The organism is Microcystis wesenbergii NRERC-220 (assembly GCF_032027425.1).
In the GTDB taxonomy this organism is placed as follows: domain Bacteria; phylum Cyanobacteriota; class Cyanobacteriia; order Cyanobacteriales; family Microcystaceae; genus Microcystis; species Microcystis wesenbergii_A.
Genome location: NZ_JAVSJA010000001.1, coordinates 4,134,709 through 4,153,182, shown reverse-complemented (window position 1 = coordinate 4,153,182; position 18,474 = coordinate 4,134,709). Strand labels below are relative to the sequence as shown.

Here is an 18,474-nt window from a genome sequence, read left to right as displayed (position 1 = left end):
TGACTACAAAACCCGGAGAATACTGGGAATACTGTCAATAGCTTCTAAAGACTCTATTGCTGCCAAAGCACTCCGGAAATTGCCCTCGCGTACATCGTGGGTGACAACGACAATTTCGGCTAAATCACCCCTAATACCAATTTGTACCACGGACTCTAGACTAACCCCATGGTCGCCGAAAGCCATACCTAAATGACCGATTACCCCCGGCACATCGCGACAGAGAAAACGAGCATAAAAACGGGTCGATAAATCCTCCATCGGGGCGATTTGACAATAATGCTGGTGAATACAGCTTAAAAGCGGGTCAAGTTCCCTGGTTTTGCCACTACTTTTTAAAATTCCGACGATATTCATCACATCCGATACTACCGCGCTGGCCGTCGGTCCGCTACCGGCACCCGGTCCATAAAACATCACTTGGCCCAAGGGTTCCCCCTCGACGAGAATAGCGTTATAGACTCCGTTAGCATTAGCGAGGGGATGGGTTTTCGGTACTAGGGTCGGATGAACCCGCAACTCTAGGGTATCGGAATCTTCCTTAACCGTATCTTTTGCGATCGCTAATAATTTAATCACAAATCCCAGTCTATCAGCGTAGGCGATATCGACGGCGCTAACTTGCCGGATACCTTCACAGTAAACATCTTCCCGTTTTACCCGACCTCCAAAACCCAAAGAAGCTAAAATGGCAATTTTATCGGCCGCGTCGAATCCATCCACGTCCGCAGTGGGATCCGCTTCTGCATAGCCTAATTCCTGAGCTTTGGCCAGCACTTCACTAAAATCTGCCCCTTTTTGGCTCATTTCCGTGAGAATATAGTTAGTTGTGCCGTTGACAATTCCCATGATGCTGCTGATGCGATTAGCGCCGAGGGATTGTTTTAAGGGTTTAATGACGGGAATTCCACCACCCACGGCCGCTTCTAGAAGGACATAAACCCCCTTTTCGTTGGCCTTGGCGTAGATTTCATCGCCAAAACGGGCAATAACCGCTTTATTTGCCGTAACAACGTGCTTTCCCGATGCGATTGCCTTGAGAATTAAAGAGCGTGCTGGTTCCAAACCCCCCAATAATTCGACAATAATATCAATTTCGGGGTCAGTAACGATCGATTCTAGGTCAGTGGTCAACAGCTGGGGAGAAAGCTCGATTTCTCTCGGTTTATCTAGGGATCTAACTCCCACTCGTCCAATGGTAATCTCTTTGAGTACGGGATGACGACCAAAAGGATCGAGGAGGATTTTCGCTGTTCCCGTCCCCACAACCCCGAAACCGAGTAAACCAATCTTAAAGGTCACGCTTTTATCTCCTGCTAGTCCGACGCAAAAAATACTAATGGCCAAGCTGTCGCCATTGTCGATTTTATCATTACAAGGTCTTTGTCTGTGGGGTTTTCTTTTGCTTCTGTTCAGGAACTGATGATGATCAATGTGCAGTATTTTTGTATTAAAATCAAGCCAATCTCGATCGCATTTAAACGCTTATCCTGTAATTGTGATTGATTTTATTGAGCGATATAGATATTCGGCAATGTGAGTAACATTTTTTATCATAACTCTAATTTATGATTACAATAATTCTCTATCTAGTTGATATTTTTGAACAAATCAATCGACTCTCTTTGAGCAAAGAGCTATGTTAGCATGATTAGTTAGGGTAATTTGACTCAACTCACGAGCAACTAAGTTATCCAGCCCCAATTACCATACCAAAGAAATAGAATTGATAAAAAATAGGTAAACAAGAATAACAGAAACCCATAAAAATAACGATTTTTTTGGCTCCAATATCCAAGAATAATAAATATTGGAAATATTGTCATCCAGAAACGTTGAATCCTGTAATAAAACTTTACATTGACAAGCATAATACCCCTATAACATCAAATTTTAAATTGAATAGACAATCCTCCGGAACCAGTGTACATAGCTAATATGTTGACACATGAAACTCTGTAAATAGCGCAGTTTGTCTAATAAGCTTTTCCCAAATCCTTCTTCAATATCTATTAGCTGTAGAATCAGATAAGCGATAATGCAACTATAGATCTGTAGGCGGATTCCGTTCTCGTTTTTAGTGATTAGATTATCCAACTTTAGATGCATTTTTAAAAATTTCCACAGCAGTTCTATTTGCCATCTTTGGATGTAAATTTCGGCAACTTCTTCATTACTAACTGCTCCTTCTCCTTCTAGAGGTAAATCTGTCGCCAGCCGAAATTCTGTTTGACTTTCTAGGTCGCAAAAAGCGACTACTCTTACTTCTATTTGTCTTTTATCTTTTCCGAGTTTACACTTGCCATTTTCGAGCATCTCTAGGCTAATATTATTTTTCACTCTCAAGACAAAATGCTTGTCACTACTCTCTAATAATTCGGTGATTCTTTGATTAGACGCAAATCCTCTATCCATTGCTCCAACTCCATTTACAGGAATTGCTTCTATCGTTTTTCCTCCTTCTTTTGAGTCATGACCTTGACCAAAATGGATGAGTATTCCGACCACCTCTGTTGTGATACTATTAAGACCAGAGAATAGTTTTACTTGATGCCATCCCTGGGACCATAGTAATTTACTGGTTAAGCTAATTATTGTTGAGTCAATAGGAAATAAAGCTCGCGCATTCTCTATTCCTTTTTTGGCAACTAAACGCTTATTTAATTCGACAATGACTTTCTCAAATGGACTTGTTTCTCTAATTTTGCTTGCCTTAGAAAATGTGGATAAATTTACATTAATTCCTTGAAGTACCATTCTACTGCATAAGTCCCTCATACTGACGATGCTTTTATCTAAAGCAAAACCAATCCAACAGGACAAAAATGTAAAAGTATCTAAAGCGGGGTAGTCATTTTTAGGCAGTGGTTTGAGAAGCTCTTTTATGAGTTTTGAAAAATTCGTCATCAGGGCAAACTCCCTATTGTGAGGGGAATAAGTTGTCTAGATTCTATCTATAATAGCATTTTTTTTCTGACTTTTCTCAACGTTCAACACTTCTGATTGTCATCATATACCTCATCATTGATTCTGTTATTCCTGTACTTAAAGGTAAAAAAATGCTCAGAAAGGCAAAAATCAATAGGGAAATATTGAGAGGCTTTTTAACGATAGAGAATAGCAAGATACCTAAAAAAAAGGAGCTAAAAAAAGTATTTAAGAATCCAACTGAATTAATAGGATTTTGGGGAAACATAAAATTGATGTTCTTCCAGTAGTTGATTAGAGTAATTAAAGGAAATACTCTCTCATCTCTACTCCACAGATCCTGAATTTTAACAAATGCCAAAGGTTCGTTGAATTTCCAAGCTAAAAATACCATATAAGCGATTAACCCACAGGGTATTAATAGGAGGAAAAGACTTTCTCTCTTGGGCAGTTCTTTTTTCTTTAAATATTTCCAGAGTAATTCGATAGCAAAAGCCAGAAAAATTATTACTCCTGTGACTCTAGTTAAACTGGCAAAAAATCCAAAAAATCCAGACCAAAAGTATTTCTTATTCAGGAAGAAATAAAAACAAGCAGCGGTGGTTAGCAAATATAAACTTTCTGTATAAAAACAGCTATAAAAAAAGGAGGTAGGAAAAACCAACATAAGAATTAAAACCTTTTCACAGCCTCTTTTGTTTAGATAAATATTACTGATTTTATAAACAAAAATTAAGGCAAATATTAGACAGAGATTAGAAACCAAAAGACCAGAAATAGGCACACTTAAGGAAGTTAAAGATGCAATTGCTTTGACTAAAATAGGATAGAGAGGAAAAAAAGCAACGTTCGATTGTTTTTCGATATTGTATGAATATCCCCCCTGAATAATATCGTTATACCAAAAACTATCAAAACGAAAGAAAGAATCCAAATAATGATTATCGGGAAACCAATGCCAAAAACGTTCTTGAGGAGATGAAGATTCATTCATCTGACTAAAACTGAGTCCGATTAGGTGCATCAGTAAAAGTGTTCCTCTCCAAATGATGAAAATTTTTAATATATATAAGAAAAGCTTTCTTGATTGACTAAAGTTGCTAGTTTCGTCCTTTAATTCCATATTATTGATTTCTCCTAAAAAAATTTTATGGTTGAGTTTGAATTAGGAAATAAATAAATATGACCAGTTTTAAGTCCAGGGTTTTCCCGAACCTTGCCATGGGAAAACAAAAGTAAATTGTCTTAGTAAATAGTTGAGTCTGATTGCTCCTAATTGTATTTTTCTGTGAACTGAATTCTAAGATAGAAAAGGGAACAATATTGTTCCCTAGATTTTTCTTGATGCTATTTCCACCGAGTAATAACAGAGGAGAGGTGAAACCCCTCTATCAAAATTCTAGGTGACAGGAAGGAAAAACTATCGAGAAAATTAGCGAAAATTAAGATAAAACGGGGATGAACTAGGAAATTTTCAGCCCGCGAATCGCATAATCTAATAATTCGATAGGATGAATAACGGGTGTATCTTTTCCCTGTAATTGTAGATGTTTTTTAATTTGTAGGGAACAACCCGGATTAGGAGAAGCAATCACCGCAGCCCCAGTATTTAATAAATTGCGTACTTTCTGCTGACCTAATTCATCGGCAGTATCTGGCTGTAGCATATTATAAACTCCGGCACTACCACAACACAGGGCCGCATCGATAGGTTCTTTTAAGTTAATATTGGGGATTTTTTGCAATAATTGTCGTGGCTGCACCGAGATTTTTTGTCCGTGTAAAAGATGACAGGCATCTTGATAAACTAGGGTTAATTCTGTCTCGGTAATCGGGGATAAATCAGCAGTTAATCCCACTGCTGCCAAAAATTCTTGAGCATCGCGTACTTTAGCCACAAACTCCTTAGCCTTATCTTTATATTCAGGATCATCGGCTAAAATATGATGATATTCCTTGAGAGTATGACCACAACCCGCCGCATTGATAATAATATAATCAACCTCGGTTTCTGCGAAACTATCGATCATTTGTCTGGCTAAACTTTGTGCTTGTTTTTCCTGTCCTTGGTGTGCGGGTAAAGCGGCACAACAACCCTGGGTTTTTGGGATAACCACTTCGCAACCATTGGCAGTTAAAACCCGCACTGTTGCTTCATTTACCGGCGAGAAAAAGAGGCGCTGCACACAACCTAAAACTACTCCCACCCGATAGCGTTTTTCCGTTTGGGAGGGAATAACATCGGCATAGTTTTTAAACAGAGAATTTAGAGTAATTTTGGGTAAAATTGATTCCATGGCCGCTAGACGGGGAAAGAGCATTTTTAAGATACCCGATTTCCTGACTAGGGTTTGTAGTCCCAGGATTTGATATAACCAGAGGAAGGGTAAAAATAATTTGAGACGGACGGGATAGGGAAAGAGATTAAAAATGAGAAAACGAATAATTTTATCTTTAAAACTGCGGGGTTGATTGCGTTCCACCTGCGGACGGACTGCGGCGATTAATTGATCGTATTGTACTCCCGATGGACAGGTACTAACACAGGCTAAACAACCTAAACAAGTATCAAAATGTTGGCTAGTGGTTTCGTCTAAAACTGCTTCCCCTTTGTTGATGGCATTCATCAGATAAATTCTGCCCCGGGGGGAGTCCATTTCTTTGCCAATGACTCGATAACTGGGACAGGTAGATAGACAAAAACCACAGTGAACACAACTATCGATTAATTCTTGGGCAGGGGGATTCTTGGGGTCAAATCCTTGATTTTTTTGGTCGATTAATTCTTGAAAGTTAACGGAATTATCGGAGGTTTGCATGATTTTTAATTAGATTTTGTTAAGAAAGCGTTCAGGACTAAAAATACCGTGAGGATCGAATTTAGTTTTTAGGGTTTTCATCATGGTAATCGCGTTACCTGTATAGCCCCAAGGTTCAATTTTTTCTTTTAGCGATGGCGGCGCGGTTAACACCGTTAAATAACCCTGATTGCCATGGCATAAAGAGCGAATTTTGTCAAGATTTTCCTCCGATTTTAAGATAACTTTACCCACGCCGCTACTAATATTAATCGAGGCTAGTCCGTTAATTTGGTCGATAACTAGAGCTAAATTGCTAGGTAATAATCCTATTTTGCCGAAAAAATTGCCCTCTTGGTCATAATTATCGATTGTTTTTCGGTATCTTTGCCATAGAGAAATTTCTTCCTCATCCCGATAATAATTAGTCTGACAGTCTAACTGTTGCCCTAAATAACTCACCTGTTGCGATTGTTCGCTAATACTTTCGGGAATGCTTTGAAAACGCAGCAGTAAAGCGACTTTTTCCCCTAATCCTAGTGCTTGCGTCATCCCTGGGTTTAAACATTCAGCCACGGTGGGAGTTAGGGACGATTGCCGAATAACTTGACTCAATTTGCTAATATTTTCGCTATTTCCAGTGATTATCAGGGTTTCTGAGTTAGGGGTTTCGGGATAGAGTCGCAGGGTAATTTGATCGATAATCCCTAAAGTGCCGTAGGAACCCGTAAATAGCTTCATCATGTCGTATCCCGCCACATTTTTCACCACACGCCCTCCAGCTTTAGCAATCTCGCCATCGTGACGGATAAAGGAGAATCCTAGGATCAGATCCCGGACTCCACCGTATCTTTGCCGCCATGTTCCCGCATCGGCCGTGGCCATAATACCGCCAATCGTGGCATTATGGGCATAACTGGGATCAAGAGGAAGAAATTGACCGCTAGGAGCCAAAAAAGCCTGTAAATCTGCTAGTTTAAGACCAGCTTCCACAGTTATAGTTAAATCTCCCCTAGCATGGTCAATAATCCGGTTGAGATTTTGGCTACTAACTAAAATATCGGGCGACTCGACTAATCCACCCCAATCTAATTTACTGCCTTGACCGTAGGCCAATAAAGACAGACGATTTTCGTTGGCAAAACGCACCAGAGAGGCTAAAGCGGCCGTATTAGCGGGATAGACTATAATTTCAGGACTTTTGCCCCTAATTGCCCTTGATAATCTTTCTTGTTCCTCTTTTGGCACTTGTTGCCAGGCAATAACCGTCGTGTCGGGGGGTAAAATAGAAGTTATCTGAACAGCGATCGCAGTCATATTTGACAAAAGAATTGAGGAGTGAGGAGTGAGGACTTACCGGCCGATAATGGCGAAGAATGGGGGTAATGCCGGGGCTAATCAGTAATTTTCAGCCTCTATTAATCAGATTACCTTAGTTTGGCTCTCCATCTCCGATGTCAGGCAATTCTAGTCATACTGAAGCAGTAAAAAAGCTCTCTTGCATAAATCAAAAAATTTTCGGCAAATGTAGGGAAAAAGCGAAAGGTTAAAGGGAAAATTATCCTTTTGCCTCTTGCCTCTTGCCTCTTGCCTCGTCTCAACAAGCAATTTAAATTACGAACAGCTTAACTGCTAAATTAGCCATACACTCGTGTCATAATGTTAGATTACCTCGATCAGTAAGCCAAGAAGTAATGAGTGTAAATTGGACGAATAGCCGCGCCAAGCGATTAAGTGCCTTACCCCCCTACGTTTTCGCCCGCTTGGATGAATTAAAAGCCTTAGCCCGCAAAGAAGGACTAGATTTAATCGATTTAGGCATGGGCAACCCGGACGGGTTTGCCCCGCGTCCAGTTATCGAAGCGGCCATTCAAGCTTTTGAAACCCCCCAATTTCACGGTTATCCACCCTTTGAAGGAACCGCCAGTTTCCGAGAGGCGATCGCTAAATGGTATTATCGCTCTTATGGTGTGGAACTCAATCCCGATAACGAAGCTTTACCGCTGCTAGGTTCCAAAGAGGGCCTATCTCACCTGGCTTTGGCTTATGTTAACCCTGGCGATGTGGTCTTGGTTCCCAGTCCCGCCTATCCCGCCCATTTTCGCGGTCCGTTGATTGCTGGGGCGACGCTATACCCGATCATTTTAAAAGCGGAACAGGATTGGCTGATAGATATCGATTCTATCCCCGAAGATGTGGCTAAACAGGCGAAAATCCTCTATTTTAACTATCCCAGTAACCCCACCGCCGCCGTTGCCCCTCGGGAATTTTTTGAAAGAATCGTTGCTTGGGCCCGGGACTATGAGATTATGCTCGTCCACGATCTCTGTTATGCTGAATTGAGTTTTGATGGTTATCAGCCCACCAGTTTATTAGAAATTCCGGGGGCAAAAGAGATTAGTGTGGAATTTCATACCCTCTCGAAAACCTATAATATGGCCGGGTGGCGCGTCGGTTTTGTCGTGGGCAATTCCGATATTATTCAAGGGTTACGCACCCTGAAAACCAATCTCGATTATGGTATCTTTTCCGTCATCCAAAAGGCGGCCGAAACCGCCCTACAACTGCCGGATGAATACGTCAAACAAGTACAGGAAAGATACCGGCAGCGACGAGATTTTTTAATCAAAGGTTTGGGGCAATTAGGTTGGGATATTCCCCCCTCTAAGGCGACAATGTATCTCTGGGTTCCCTGTAGCGTCGGTATGACTTCCACGGATTTCGCCCTCAGTGTTTTGCAAAAAACCGGTGTCGTTGTCACTCCGGGCAATGCTTTTGGGGAGGGAGGGGAAGGTTATGTGCGCGTCAGTTTAATCGCCGATATCCCGCGATTAGGGGAAGCTTTACAGCGCCTCGAAGATGCGGGAATTCGCTATCAGTAAGGAGAGTTTTTCCCCTTGATTTACGGGCCAAATCCCTCTAGGCACTGGCTAAAATTGCGATTATGATGGAATTTTATCGCGGTAGCTTGCCACTTCCATGACCTACAGCTTAAGAATTGCCGATATTCCTGTCAGTGAAAGACCAAGGGAACGTTTAATCAGTGTCGGGGCGAAAAACCTCAGTAACGCCGAATTATTAGCGATTTTACTGGCTACAGGTCAAGGTAAAGGCAAACTCTCGGCAGTGGGTTTAGGACAGCATATTCTCAACGAATTGAGTAAATATCGCCGGGATCCCTTGGACGTTTTGAGGGATATTCAGCCCCAAGAATTAACCGCTATTCATGGCATTGGACCGGCTAAGGCCACTACTATTCTAGCGGCGATCGAATTGGGAAAACGAGCTTTTCAACGACGACCGACGGAAAAAATGGTCATCGATAGTCCCGATACCGCTGCCGCTATCCTTGGCCACGAACTAATGTATCAGTCTCAGGAACGTTTCGCAGTTATTTTACTCGATGTCAAAAATCAGTTAATCGCACTCAAAGTGATTACTATCGGCACAGCCACGGAAACACTGGTACATCCGCGAGAAATCTTTCGAGAAGTAGTTAAACAATCAGCTACTAAGTTAATTATCGCCCATAATCACCCCACCGGGTCACTTGTGCCTAGTCAAGACGATATTCTACTCACAGAACAATTATTACAGGGAGCTACCTATCTAGCCATTCCTCTCCTAGATCATTTGATCCTCGGTAATGGCAACTTCCAAAGTCTTCGCCAAATCACAGATCTTTGGGAAAAATATCCCCAAGAAGATTAGACCTCTTGCAACAATCAAAAATTGTTGTTAGGTTTAGCTGGAAAAGGGAGCGAGTGCGCTCGAAATCTGGGTAAAATTTGAGAGATACAATCGGTCAATTGGGCATGGATTATAAAGAAGCGGGCGTGGATGTGGAAGCGGGACGCGCTTTTGTCGAGAAAATTCGCCAAAATGTGGAAAGTACCTTCCGTCCTGAAGTTATCGGCGGTTTAGGCGGTTTTGGCGGCTATTTTCAGTTACCTTCCGGTTATCGGCAACCGGTGTTAGTATCGGGAACTGATGGCGTAGGAACCAAGCTGAAAATTGCCCATAGTCTCAATTGCCATGATACGGTGGGAATTGACCTCGTGGCCATGTGCGTCAACGATGTCTTAACCTCCGGGGCTGAACCTTTATTTTTCTTGGATTATCTGGCCACCGGTAAACTGGAAGCGTCACAGTTAGCAGCGGTGGTATCGGGAATCGCTAGGGCCTGTCGTGATAGTGGTTGTACTCTTTTGGGAGGGGAAACGGCGGAGATGCCAGGGTTTTATTCGGCAGGAGAGTACGATTTAGCGGGTTTTTGCGTCGGTATTGTCGAAAAAAGTCAATTACTCGACGGCAGTAAGGTGCAAATCGGCGATGTGGCTATCGGTTTAGCCAGTAGTGGGGTTCACAGTAACGGTTTTAGTCTTGTTCGTAAGATTATCGACACCCAGGGCTTAAATTGGCAAGATTGCCCCGAAATTTTGGCCGGCTCTAGCTTAGGTGAAGTTTTGTTAACTCCCACTAGACTTTATGTCAAACCTGTGCTAGAACTGCTGCGCTCTGGGTTAGATATTCACGCCATGGCCCACATTACTGGGGGTGGCATCCCGGAAAATTTGCCCCGCTGCTTAGGTAAAGGGCATTCCGTGCAGATTTACCGCAAAAGTTGGCCAATTTTGCCGATTTTTCACTGGTTAGCCCAGATGGGTTCGGTTAATGCCGAAGCCATGTTTAATACTTTTAATATGGGTATCGGTTTTGTGATCATTGTCCCATCAGATCTGGCTCGATCGACTATTAATCAACTACAATCCTCTGGGATTAATGCCTACCAAATCGGCGAAGTGATTGCCGGTAAGGGGGAGATTGTTGGGCTTGATTAAAGTTAGTTGAGGCTAAGAAGATTTTGCCATCAATTCCACCAAAAAATCAGGTTGACTGGCTGGGATAGCAGCAGCGTTTCGGCTTATCCCCAACCCAATTTATATTAAGTTTTTTTACTTAAGTAGTTATACTTAGTTTGCTTCTCGATAGAATTAGGTCAGAACCTGATAAGACACTTTTTCAGAGAAAAGGAGGTTATAGCCATGCAAGGAACGCCTATCCCCCAACTATTAGGAGACCAGTGGTCTGGGAAAAAGGTTCTGGTGACTGGAGCTTCGGGATTTAAAGGCAGTTGGTTATGTAAAGCACTTTTGGAGCTTGGCACTCAGGTTTATGCTACTATTCCCATTCACAACGTCAGACACCCCCACTCAGCTTACCAACTTTTCGATCTGATGTTTAAAAGCGATTGAAGTCAAACTTAATAATCCATCTCAATGGCAAGAAATTTGCCAGCAAGCAGAAAAATCTCGGTTCTTATGGAAAGATACTGTTAGCCAGTACATTACAAAATTGTATGAACATCAGAACGTCGAAAAATACATAAGGAGTTAAAGATCATGTCTAGAGAATATCAAAGTAAAATCAACCAAATATATATGAGGTTATTTAGTGGAACAACTTGGGAATCTACTTTACCAGATATTTATGAACAGGCTGGAAAAGCTTATGCAGAAATCTATGAACTTAATTGTAAAAATGGATACTGGAAAAGAGCAGATGGCTTTGACAACACATTGATTTACTACATGGCAGAATGGATAAAAAATAACATTTTAAATAAGTTTATTTCGCTCCGTACTGCAAGAGAATTAGCGGATGAAATGGCAACACAGATTCTTGATTACTATCATACCAAGTACCTAAGTACAGGACAAAAAATCTAAGGACTGCAAAAAGCTAAGTACAGGACAAAAAATGAAGATAAAGGAGAAAAGTCATGTTGACAATTCAAGATACCCAAAAAGATAATTCCTTCGTGGCAGCTCGGAAACAAACTGAAGAATACAAACGCTTGCAAGAAGTCCGTGAACAAAATATCCCTTGGAAAAAATGGGGTCCCTATTTAAGCGATCGCCAATGGGCTACTGTCCGAGAAGATTATAGTCAGGATGGTAATGCTTGGAACTATTTTACTCATGATCATGCCCGTTCTCGTGCCTACCGTTGGGGAGAAGATGGAATATTGGGAATTTCTGATGAGCGTCAGCGTCTATGTTTTGCCCTAACCCTTTGGAATGGAAAAGATGAGCTTTGGAATGAAAAAGATCAGCATTCCGAAAAGCATCTCAAAGAAAGATTTTTTGGTTTAACAGGTTTATTTGGTGGACATGATGAAGGAAATCATATGGAAGATGTCAAGGAACAGAAACGTTGAATCCTGTAATAAAACTTTACATTGACAAGCATAATACCCCTATAACATCAAATTTTAAATTGAATAGACAATCCTCCGGAACCAGTGTACATAGCTAATATGTTGACACATGAAACTCTGTAAATAGCGCAGTTTGTCTAATAAGCTTTTCCCAAATCCTTCTTCAATATCTATTAGCTGTAGAATCAGATAAGCGATAATGCAACTATAGATCTGTAGGCGGATTCCGTTCTCGTTTTTAGTGATTAGATTATCCAACTTTAGATGCATTTTTAAAAATTTCCACAGCAGTTCTATTTGCCATCTTTGGATGTAAATTTCGGCAACTTCTTCATTACTAACTGCTCCTTCTCCTTCTAGAGGTAAATCTGTCGCCAGCCGAAATTCTGTTTGACTTTCTAGGTCGCAAAAAGCGACTACTCTTACTTCTATTTGTCTTTTATCTTTTCCGAGTTTACACTTGCCATTTTCGAGCATCTCTAGGCTAATATTATTTTTCACTCTCAAGACAAAATGCTTGTCACTACTCTCTAATAATTCGGTGATTCTTTGATTAGACGCAAATCCTCTATCCATTGCTCCAACTCCATTTACAGGAATTGCTTCTATCGTTTTTCCTCCTTCTTTTGAGTCATGACCTTGACCAAAATGGATGAGTATTCCGACCACCTCTGTTGTGATACTATTAAGACCAGAGAATAGTTTTACTTGATGCCATCCCTGGGACCATAGTAATTTACTGGTTAAGCTAATTATTGTTGAGTCAATAGGAAATAAAGCTCGCGCATTCTCTATTCCTTTTTTGGCAACTAAACGCTTATTTAATTCGACAATGACTTTCTCAAATGGACTTGTTTCTCTAATTTTGCTTGCCTTAGAAAATGTGGATAAATTTACATTAATTCCTTGAAGTACCATTCTACTGCATAAGTCCCTCATACTGACGATGCTTTTATCTAAAGCAAAACCAATCCAACAGGACAAAAATGTAAAAGTATCTAAAGCGGGGTAGTCATTTTTAGGCAGTGGTTTGAGAAGCTCTTTTATGAGTTTTGAAAAATTCGTCATCAGGGCAAACTCCCTATTGTGAGGGGAATAAGTTGTCTAGATTCTATCTATAATAGCATTTTTTTTCTGACTTTTCTCAACGTTCAACACTTCTGGTCAAGGAATATTACTTTTATTTAGATAATACTCCCACTCATTCTTATATGAAGGCATTGTATAAGTATCCTTATAAATTTCCTTATGATGATCTCATTGAAGAGAATCAAAAACGAAGAAATGCTAAGTATAGAGGAGAAGAACACCCTGAATATGAGCTAATTGATACTAATTGTTTCGACGAGGGATACTTTGATGTTGTTATTGAATATGCCAAGAAGACTCCTGAAGATATTTTAATTAAAATTACTGTTCGGAATCGAGGCTCTGAAGCTCATCAACTACATATTTTACCTACTCTCTGGTTTCGTAACACTTGGTCTTGGTTAGGAGATGCAGAAAGGGAAAAACAAAAACCAAGTTTGCAGAGAGTTTTGGAAAAAACTGGCAATAATATGGTGATCAAAGCTCATCATGGCGAGTTAGGTGATTATTATCTCTATTGTCAAGGAGATACTCCTCTGTTATTTACTGAAAATGAAACTAACAACGAACGCATTTTCCATACTCCTAATGCGAGTAAATATGTTAAGGACGGAATCAACAATTATGTCGTTAATCAAGAGCTAGATAAAGTCAACCCTGAACAGAAAGGGACAAAAGCGGCCGCTCACTATAATCTGACTATTGAAGCTGATGCTGATAAACCTCAAGTGATATGGTTGCGCTTGACAGATATTGCGCCAGATCAACTACCTGATGCTAATCCTTTTGGAAGTGATTTTGAGAAGGTTTTTGACAAGCGCAAAGAAGAAACTGACGCATTTTATCAAGCTATTACTCCTTCAGATTTTCCAATTTCAGATGAGGAACGACAAGTTCAACGACAGGCATTTGCAGGAATGCTATGGAACAAGCAATTTTATTACTATATAGTTCAAGATTGGCTCAAAGGAGATTGGTCATATCAAGACAGAAAGTGGCATAAAATATACCCCTCAGATAGCCTACCAGATAAAGCACAATCCGACACTAGAAAATTTAACTCCAAATGGACTCATCTACATAATGAAGACATAATTTCTATGCCAGATAAATGGGAATATCCCCAGTATGCTGTCTGGGATTCAGCTTTTCATGCTGTTACTTTTGCTTTAATAGACCCAGATTTTGCTAAAGAACAATTATGCCTATTTTTGGAAGAAGGGTATATCCATCCTAATGGACAGTTACCATCTTTTGAATGGAACTTTAGTGAAGGTAATCCACCTGTTCACGCTTGGGGAGCTTGGCAAGTTTATCAAATTGAGCAAGATATGTATGGTTTTTCGGACAAAGATTTCCTAAGAAAAATATTTCACAAGCTGAATAGTAACTTTAATTGGTGGTTAGAAGTTCAAAAAATACCCGAAAAGAATCTTTTTAGTGGAGGCTTTTTAGGACTAGATAATATCAGTCTCATAAATCGCAGTCACTTTAAAACTGATGATGTAAAAATTGAACAAGCAGATGGAACAAGCTGGATGGCTATGTTCTCCTTAAATATGCTGAGAATTGCCATAGAGTTAGGAAGTCAAGACCCATCTAGCGAAGAGATAGAAGCTGCAACCAAGTTCCTCAAAGAATTCCTGAATATCGCCAATGCTATCAATGATATTACTGAAAAAAATAGAACGCATTTGTGGGATCAGAAGGATGAATTCTATTACGATATTCTCAGTATTGTTCAGGAAAATTTGACCCTAGAGTTTCCCTTGAAGTGTCGTTCATTAGTCGGTTTAATTCCCCTATGTGCGATTGATATTTTTGAATCCAAAAGTCAGGAATGTCAAAACCAGATAATCGATGCTTTTCAATCTAAGTTCTCTAACCCTAATTCATTGTCCCAATTGTTCTTGCCAGGAACCGACTTTGATTACTTGAGAGGAAAATATGAAAGTTTCTACATCGCAGACAAGCACAATCATAATAATAACCTAGAAATGTATTTGTCAATTGTTGACTTTGATAAGTTGCAATTAATCGTCAAAAAGCTACTGGATAAACAGGAGTTTTTGAGCGACTATGGTATTCGCAGTCTTTCAAAAGTTCACGATCCTAATTCTGAGTTTGGTTCGCCTTACTCGATTCCTTGCTTCATGAAAGATATGTATGGCAGTGTTTTACCTTCCAGAATTCTCTACGAACCGGGAGAAGCAGGTAACTCTCCTGTACATACAGGTAATTCTAATTGGCGCGGTCCAATATGGTTTCCTGTGAATTTTCTAATCATTGATTCGCTTTATAAGTTTCATAATTACATTCATGACTGTCTAGGAGATGAGTTTAAAGTGGAGTTTCCCACTGGAGAACGCGGAAGAAATACTCTTGAACAAGTAGCGGTAGAAATATCCAAACGCTTAATCCGTATTTTCCTGCCTGATTGGTCAGGGAAACGACCAGTTTACGGAGATAACCCAAAACTTCGTGAGCTTTTCAAAACCCCTGATGGTCAGGATTTAATACTGTTCTACGAATATTTTCACGGAGATACAGGTCAAGGACTGGGAGCAAGCCATCAAACAGGTTGGACAGGACTCGTAGCTAATTTGATCTATCAGGTCGGAGAATATAACTATCTCAATAGCGCACCTTCTTAATACTCAATTAACTTCAGTCGGACGGGAGAAGGAAAGTTTTAACCCGGGACAGGATCAAGCTTTCAGCTAATCCAGGATTCGGGTTAAATAGACTCTAATAGATTGTATCCCGTTGACGGGCGGGGCGATCGAGGGATTTAATCGCCGTTGCTAATTCCTCGACGGTCAAACAAGTACCGCCCAGCGCCCCGGCCATAGTGGTAATATGTTCTTCCATGAGAGTACCACCGAGATCGTTGCAACCCCAGTTTAAGGCTTCTGTCGCCCCCTGTAAGCCCAATTTTACCCAACTGGGTTGATGATTTTTAATGCTATTGCCCAAATAAATCCGCGCCACTGCTGTTAATTTTAATGTATCGGCTAAAATTGGTTGATCCCGTCCGACTCGATTTCTCAGGGGTTTGGGGGCTGATTGTCCCACAAAAGGCAATAAAATAAATTCGGTGATTTTGGCCGGATAATTATTTTCTAGGGCGATTTCTTGCTGTTTTCTAATTTTTTCGAGGTGCTGCACCTGTTGGCTAGGGGTTTCAATATGACCGCAGAGCATGGTACTGGTGGTATGTAACCCCAAGCGATGGGCAGTACCGACTATTTCTAACCAAGTGGCGGCATCGATTTTTTCTGGACAAATTACCCGTCTTACCTCATCGACTAACACCTCGGCAGCCGTCCCCGGGAGAGAATTGACTCCTGCTTCTTGCAGGGAAGCGATAACTTTTTCGTAACTTAAAGCGTCTTCTCTAGCAATAAATTGGACTTCTTGGGGCGAAAAAGCGTGTAAATGCAGGTCGGGAAAGGCTTGTTTCAGGTTTTTAACAATTTCGAGGTAATAGTCTAAGGAATTGCCCTTAATCTTGGCTTTTGGGTTTAATCCTCCCTGCATACAAATTTCCGTCGCCCCACGACGGACGGCATCCGCCGCTTTAGCGATAATTTCCTCTAAATTAAGCCAGAAGGCCCCTTCTTCATTTTCATCGCGTCTGAATGCACAAAAACTGCAATGCTGCTCACAAATGTTACTAAAATTAATGTTGCGATTGATAACGTAGGTGACGGTATCTCCCGCCTGTTGACGACGTAAAAAGTCGGCCGTTTCCCGAATCTGGGCAATTAAACGGTTATCGGTAGTTTCTAGCAAGATAATCGCTTCTTTCGCCGATAAATTCGCCCCTGACCGCGCTTTTGCCAAAATATCGGTTACGGGTGCGGTGATGGAGGAGTTAGTCACGGGAGATAAATATTAAGGGTTGCCGATCCTAATTGTAGAACGAGGTCAGAAGGAACAGTAAAGAAAGAGAGCCGATTTAATCCTTTTTCTGTTCCCTATTCCCTTGTCTGCACGCGGTAATTTCCGGTTGAGAGCCTTTATTGCGGGGTGGTTTGTTTTTCCTGTTCTTTTTGTTGACGTTTTTTCTTTTCTGCTTCTAGGGCATCTTCGATAACCTTGAGCAGCTGATCCATTTTATCGAGATTACCGCGATAAACATCGAGGTCTTTTTGCAGTTTCTCGCTGGAGAGATGGAGAATTTCTGAGAACTTTTGCAAAATTTGTTCGCGTTTTTCTTTTTCCTTGATCATGTCCGGTTGTGCTTCCGCTAAAATAGTATAAAGACCGATGGCAAACAGGCGACTATACTTAAACTTAGGCGCGTTGATCAGGGAAACTAAACTATCAGACAACTGATTGTTACCACCTAGAGCCTGGTTTTGCAGTTGGGAGAGCAAGGAATCAATATTAGTTTCTTTGGCAATAGCGATCATATTTTCGGCATCGCGACGATAGACTTCGGGATTACCGTTAACCGCTTGGCACAAAGCATTAAAAATATTCGGTTTATCCTCCCCCGGACGATAGCCTTCCATGAACTTCTCGAAAGAAGTAACCACACCAAGGGCATAAATTGGATCATAATGGAAATCTACATTAACGGAGAGCAGGTGCATCTCGACTAATAATTCCTCAACCACGCGCCGATACACCGAATTGATGGGGCGGGTGTGGCGAGTATAAAAATCACGCTTACTATCGGAAACAGTACGAATTTTGTCCACAGAACCAAACTTCATAAAAATTTAACACTGCTCTCATTTTCTCCCTTCTCGTTCCCCCTGACAAGGCCAGTGATCACCAAAGAGCCGCCAACGGTCAGTCCAGAGAGAGCAAAAGAGCGAGTAAGATATAAAGATAAGGACATGGGAAAATCGAGATAATTAGCCGATACTGCCTCTACCAATCGCTTTTTTACTTTTCACTTTTCATTTGACTATATGGCTAATCAAGACGACAAAATCAAAATTATCAGTGATAACCGGCAAGCACGCCATCTCTACGAGATTTTAGAGACTTTTGAAGCGGGGGTGCAGTTGCTGGGGACTGAGGTTAAATCTGTGCGTGCCGGTAAGGTAAACCTGCGGGATGGTTACGTTTTAGTCCGCAATGGTGAAGCGGTGTTAATTAATGTTCATATTTCCGCCTACGAACAGAGTAGCGAATATTTTAATCACGATCCGCGCCGGACGAGAAAATTGTTGATGCACAAAAAGGAAATCAGCAAACTCATCGGTCAAGTAGAACAGAAAGGCTTAACTCTTGTGCCTTTGAAGATGTATTTTAAAGGTAGTTGGGTAAAAATCAGCATTGGCCTCGGTAGGGGCAAGAAATTACACGATAAACGCGAAGATTTGAAACGTCGTCAGGATCAACGGGATATGGCACGAGCGATGAAGCGTTAACCAAGACACTTATCGGACTGGCAAAGGTCTAGGTAAGAAACGAGCGGGT

Annotated in this window: 15 protein-coding genes and 1 pseudogene; 8 read left to right on the top strand and 8 right to left on the bottom strand. The window is 41.0% G+C overall.

What is annotated here, in order from left to right; all coding sequences use genetic code 11:
- Nucleotides 1-3 precede the first annotated feature (3 nt).
- From RAM70_RS20055 to RAM70_RS20035, 5 genes are all read right to left on the bottom strand, one after another.
- Nucleotides 4-1,302 carry a homoserine dehydrogenase gene (locus RAM70_RS20055; protein ID WP_045358857.1) on the bottom strand — a complete coding sequence of 433 codons (1,299 nt, stop codon included), beginning with the start codon at nt 1,300-1,302 and terminating at the stop codon, nt 4-6.
- A 591-nt stretch (nt 1,303-1,893) separates the two neighbouring features.
- Entirely contained in the window at nt 1,894-2,910 is a 1,017-nt protein-coding gene (locus RAM70_RS20050) for an IS4 family transposase (protein ID WP_288016859.1), read from the bottom strand.
- A 73-nt stretch (nt 2,911-2,983) separates the two neighbouring features.
- Nucleotides 2,984-4,051 carry a putative hexosyltransferase gene (locus tag RAM70_RS20045; protein WP_312675296.1) on the bottom strand — a complete coding sequence of 356 codons (1,068 nt, stop codon included), beginning with the start codon at nt 4,049-4,051 and terminating at the stop codon, nt 2,984-2,986.
- Nucleotides 4,052-4,391: 340 nt separating this feature from the next.
- Nucleotides 4,392-5,747: a (Fe-S)-binding protein gene (locus RAM70_RS20040; protein WP_045358796.1), complete on the bottom strand. Its 1,356-nt coding sequence runs from the start codon at nt 5,745-5,747 to the stop codon at nt 4,392-4,394.
- A 9-nt stretch (nt 5,748-5,756) separates the two neighbouring features.
- Nucleotides 5,757-7,043 carry an FAD-binding oxidoreductase gene (locus RAM70_RS20035; protein WP_190380404.1) on the bottom strand — a complete coding sequence of 429 codons (1,287 nt, stop codon included), beginning with the start codon at nt 7,041-7,043 and terminating at the stop codon, nt 5,757-5,759.
- A gap of 377 nt (nt 7,044-7,420) precedes the next feature.
- On the opposite strand from RAM70_RS20035, the gene RAM70_RS20030 reads away from it, so the two are divergent.
- The 6 genes and pseudogenes from RAM70_RS20030 to RAM70_RS20005 all read left to right on the top strand — a co-directional run.
- Nucleotides 7,421-8,608, top strand: a complete 1,188-nt coding sequence (locus tag RAM70_RS20030; protein ID WP_312675294.1) for an aspartate aminotransferase — start codon at nt 7,421-7,423, stop codon at nt 8,606-8,608.
- Between the two features lie 97 nt (nt 8,609-8,705).
- A complete protein-coding gene (radC, locus tag RAM70_RS20025; RefSeq protein WP_002732646.1) occupies nt 8,706-9,437 on the top strand; it encodes a RadC family protein in 732 nt (243 codons plus the stop codon).
- A 104-nt stretch (nt 9,438-9,541) separates the two neighbouring features.
- Nucleotides 9,542-10,567 (top strand): phosphoribosylformylglycinamidine cyclo-ligase, encoded by a 1,026-nt coding sequence (purM, locus tag RAM70_RS20020; protein WP_312675955.1) that lies wholly within the window; start codon nt 9,542-9,544, stop codon nt 10,565-10,567.
- A gap of 204 nt (nt 10,568-10,771) precedes the next feature.
- Nucleotides 10,772-10,981, top strand: a complete 210-nt coding sequence (locus RAM70_RS20015; protein WP_012267053.1) for an NAD-dependent epimerase/dehydratase family protein — start codon at nt 10,772-10,774, stop codon at nt 10,979-10,981.
- Between the two features lie 147 nt (nt 10,982-11,128).
- Nucleotides 11,129-11,455: a hypothetical protein gene (locus RAM70_RS20010; RefSeq protein ID WP_061432052.1), complete on the top strand. Its 327-nt coding sequence runs from the start codon at nt 11,129-11,131 to the stop codon at nt 11,453-11,455.
- Nucleotides 11,456-11,508: 53 nt separating this feature from the next.
- Nucleotides 11,509-11,934: pseudogene (locus RAM70_RS20005) on the top strand (MGH1-like glycoside hydrolase domain-containing protein); the annotation flags it as partial.
- Nucleotides 11,935-12,000: 66 nt separating this feature from the next.
- Here the strand turns inward: RAM70_RS20005 and RAM70_RS20000 are convergent.
- A complete protein-coding gene (locus tag RAM70_RS20000) occupies nt 12,001-13,017 on the bottom strand; it encodes an IS4 family transposase (RefSeq protein ID WP_288016859.1) in 1,017 nt (338 codons plus the stop codon).
- Nucleotides 13,018-13,157: 140 nt separating this feature from the next.
- On the opposite strand from RAM70_RS20000, the gene RAM70_RS19995 reads away from it, so the two are divergent.
- Nucleotides 13,158-15,689: an MGH1-like glycoside hydrolase domain-containing protein gene (locus RAM70_RS19995; RefSeq protein WP_312675292.1), complete on the top strand. Its 2,532-nt coding sequence runs from the start codon at nt 13,158-13,160 to the stop codon at nt 15,687-15,689.
- Between the two features lie 94 nt (nt 15,690-15,783).
- Here the strand turns inward: RAM70_RS19995 and cofH are convergent, their stop codons facing one another.
- Both cofH and psb29 read right to left on the bottom strand, forming a co-directional pair.
- Nucleotides 15,784-16,920: a 7,8-didemethyl-8-hydroxy-5-deazariboflavin synthase subunit CofH gene (cofH, locus tag RAM70_RS19990; protein WP_045358802.1), complete on the bottom strand. Its 1,137-nt coding sequence runs from the start codon at nt 16,918-16,920 to the stop codon at nt 15,784-15,786.
- A 137-nt stretch (nt 16,921-17,057) separates the two neighbouring features.
- Complete coding sequence (gene psb29, locus RAM70_RS19985; RefSeq protein ID WP_287999806.1) at nt 17,058-17,744, bottom strand: photosystem II biogenesis protein Psp29; 687 nt, start codon at nt 17,742-17,744, stop codon at nt 17,058-17,060.
- A gap of 216 nt (nt 17,745-17,960) precedes the next feature.
- On the opposite strand from psb29, the gene smpB reads away from it, so the two are divergent.
- Complete coding sequence (gene smpB / locus RAM70_RS19980; protein ID WP_045358804.1) at nt 17,961-18,425, top strand: SsrA-binding protein SmpB; 465 nt, start codon at nt 17,961-17,963, stop codon at nt 18,423-18,425.
- The last annotated feature ends 49 nt before the right edge of the window (nt 18,426-18,474 follow it).

Excerpts from the sequence above, each read along its gene's own strand:
- smpB (WP_045358804.1), top strand. The coding sequence starts at position 17,961 with ATGGCTAATCAAGACGACAAAATCAAAATTATCAGTGATAACCGGCAA.
- RAM70_RS20015 (WP_012267053.1), top strand. The coding sequence starts at position 10,772 with ATGCAAGGAACGCCTATCCCCCAACTATTAGGAGACCAGTGGTCTGGG.
- RAM70_RS20040 (WP_045358796.1), bottom strand. The coding sequence starts at position 5,747 with ATGCAAACCTCCGATAATTCCGTTAACTTTCAAGAATTAATCGACCAA.
- RAM70_RS20045 (WP_312675296.1), bottom strand. The coding sequence starts at position 4,051 with ATGGAATTAAAGGACGAAACTAGCAACTTTAGTCAATCAAGAAAGCTT.
- RAM70_RS20010 (WP_061432052.1), top strand. The coding sequence starts at position 11,129 with ATGTCTAGAGAATATCAAAGTAAAATCAACCAAATATATATGAGGTTA.
- RAM70_RS19995 (WP_312675292.1), top strand. The coding sequence starts at position 13,158 with ATGAAGGCATTGTATAAGTATCCTTATAAATTTCCTTATGATGATCTC.
- radC (WP_002732646.1), top strand. The coding sequence starts at position 8,706 with ATGACCTACAGCTTAAGAATTGCCGATATTCCTGTCAGTGAAAGACCA.
- RAM70_RS20035 (WP_190380404.1), bottom strand. The coding sequence starts at position 7,043 with ATGACTGCGATCGCTGTTCAGATAACTTCTATTTTACCCCCCGACACG.
- purM (WP_312675955.1), top strand. The coding sequence starts at position 9,542 with ATGGATTATAAAGAAGCGGGCGTGGATGTGGAAGCGGGACGCGCTTTT.
- RAM70_RS20030 (WP_312675294.1), top strand. The coding sequence starts at position 7,421 with ATGAGTGTAAATTGGACGAATAGCCGCGCCAAGCGATTAAGTGCCTTA.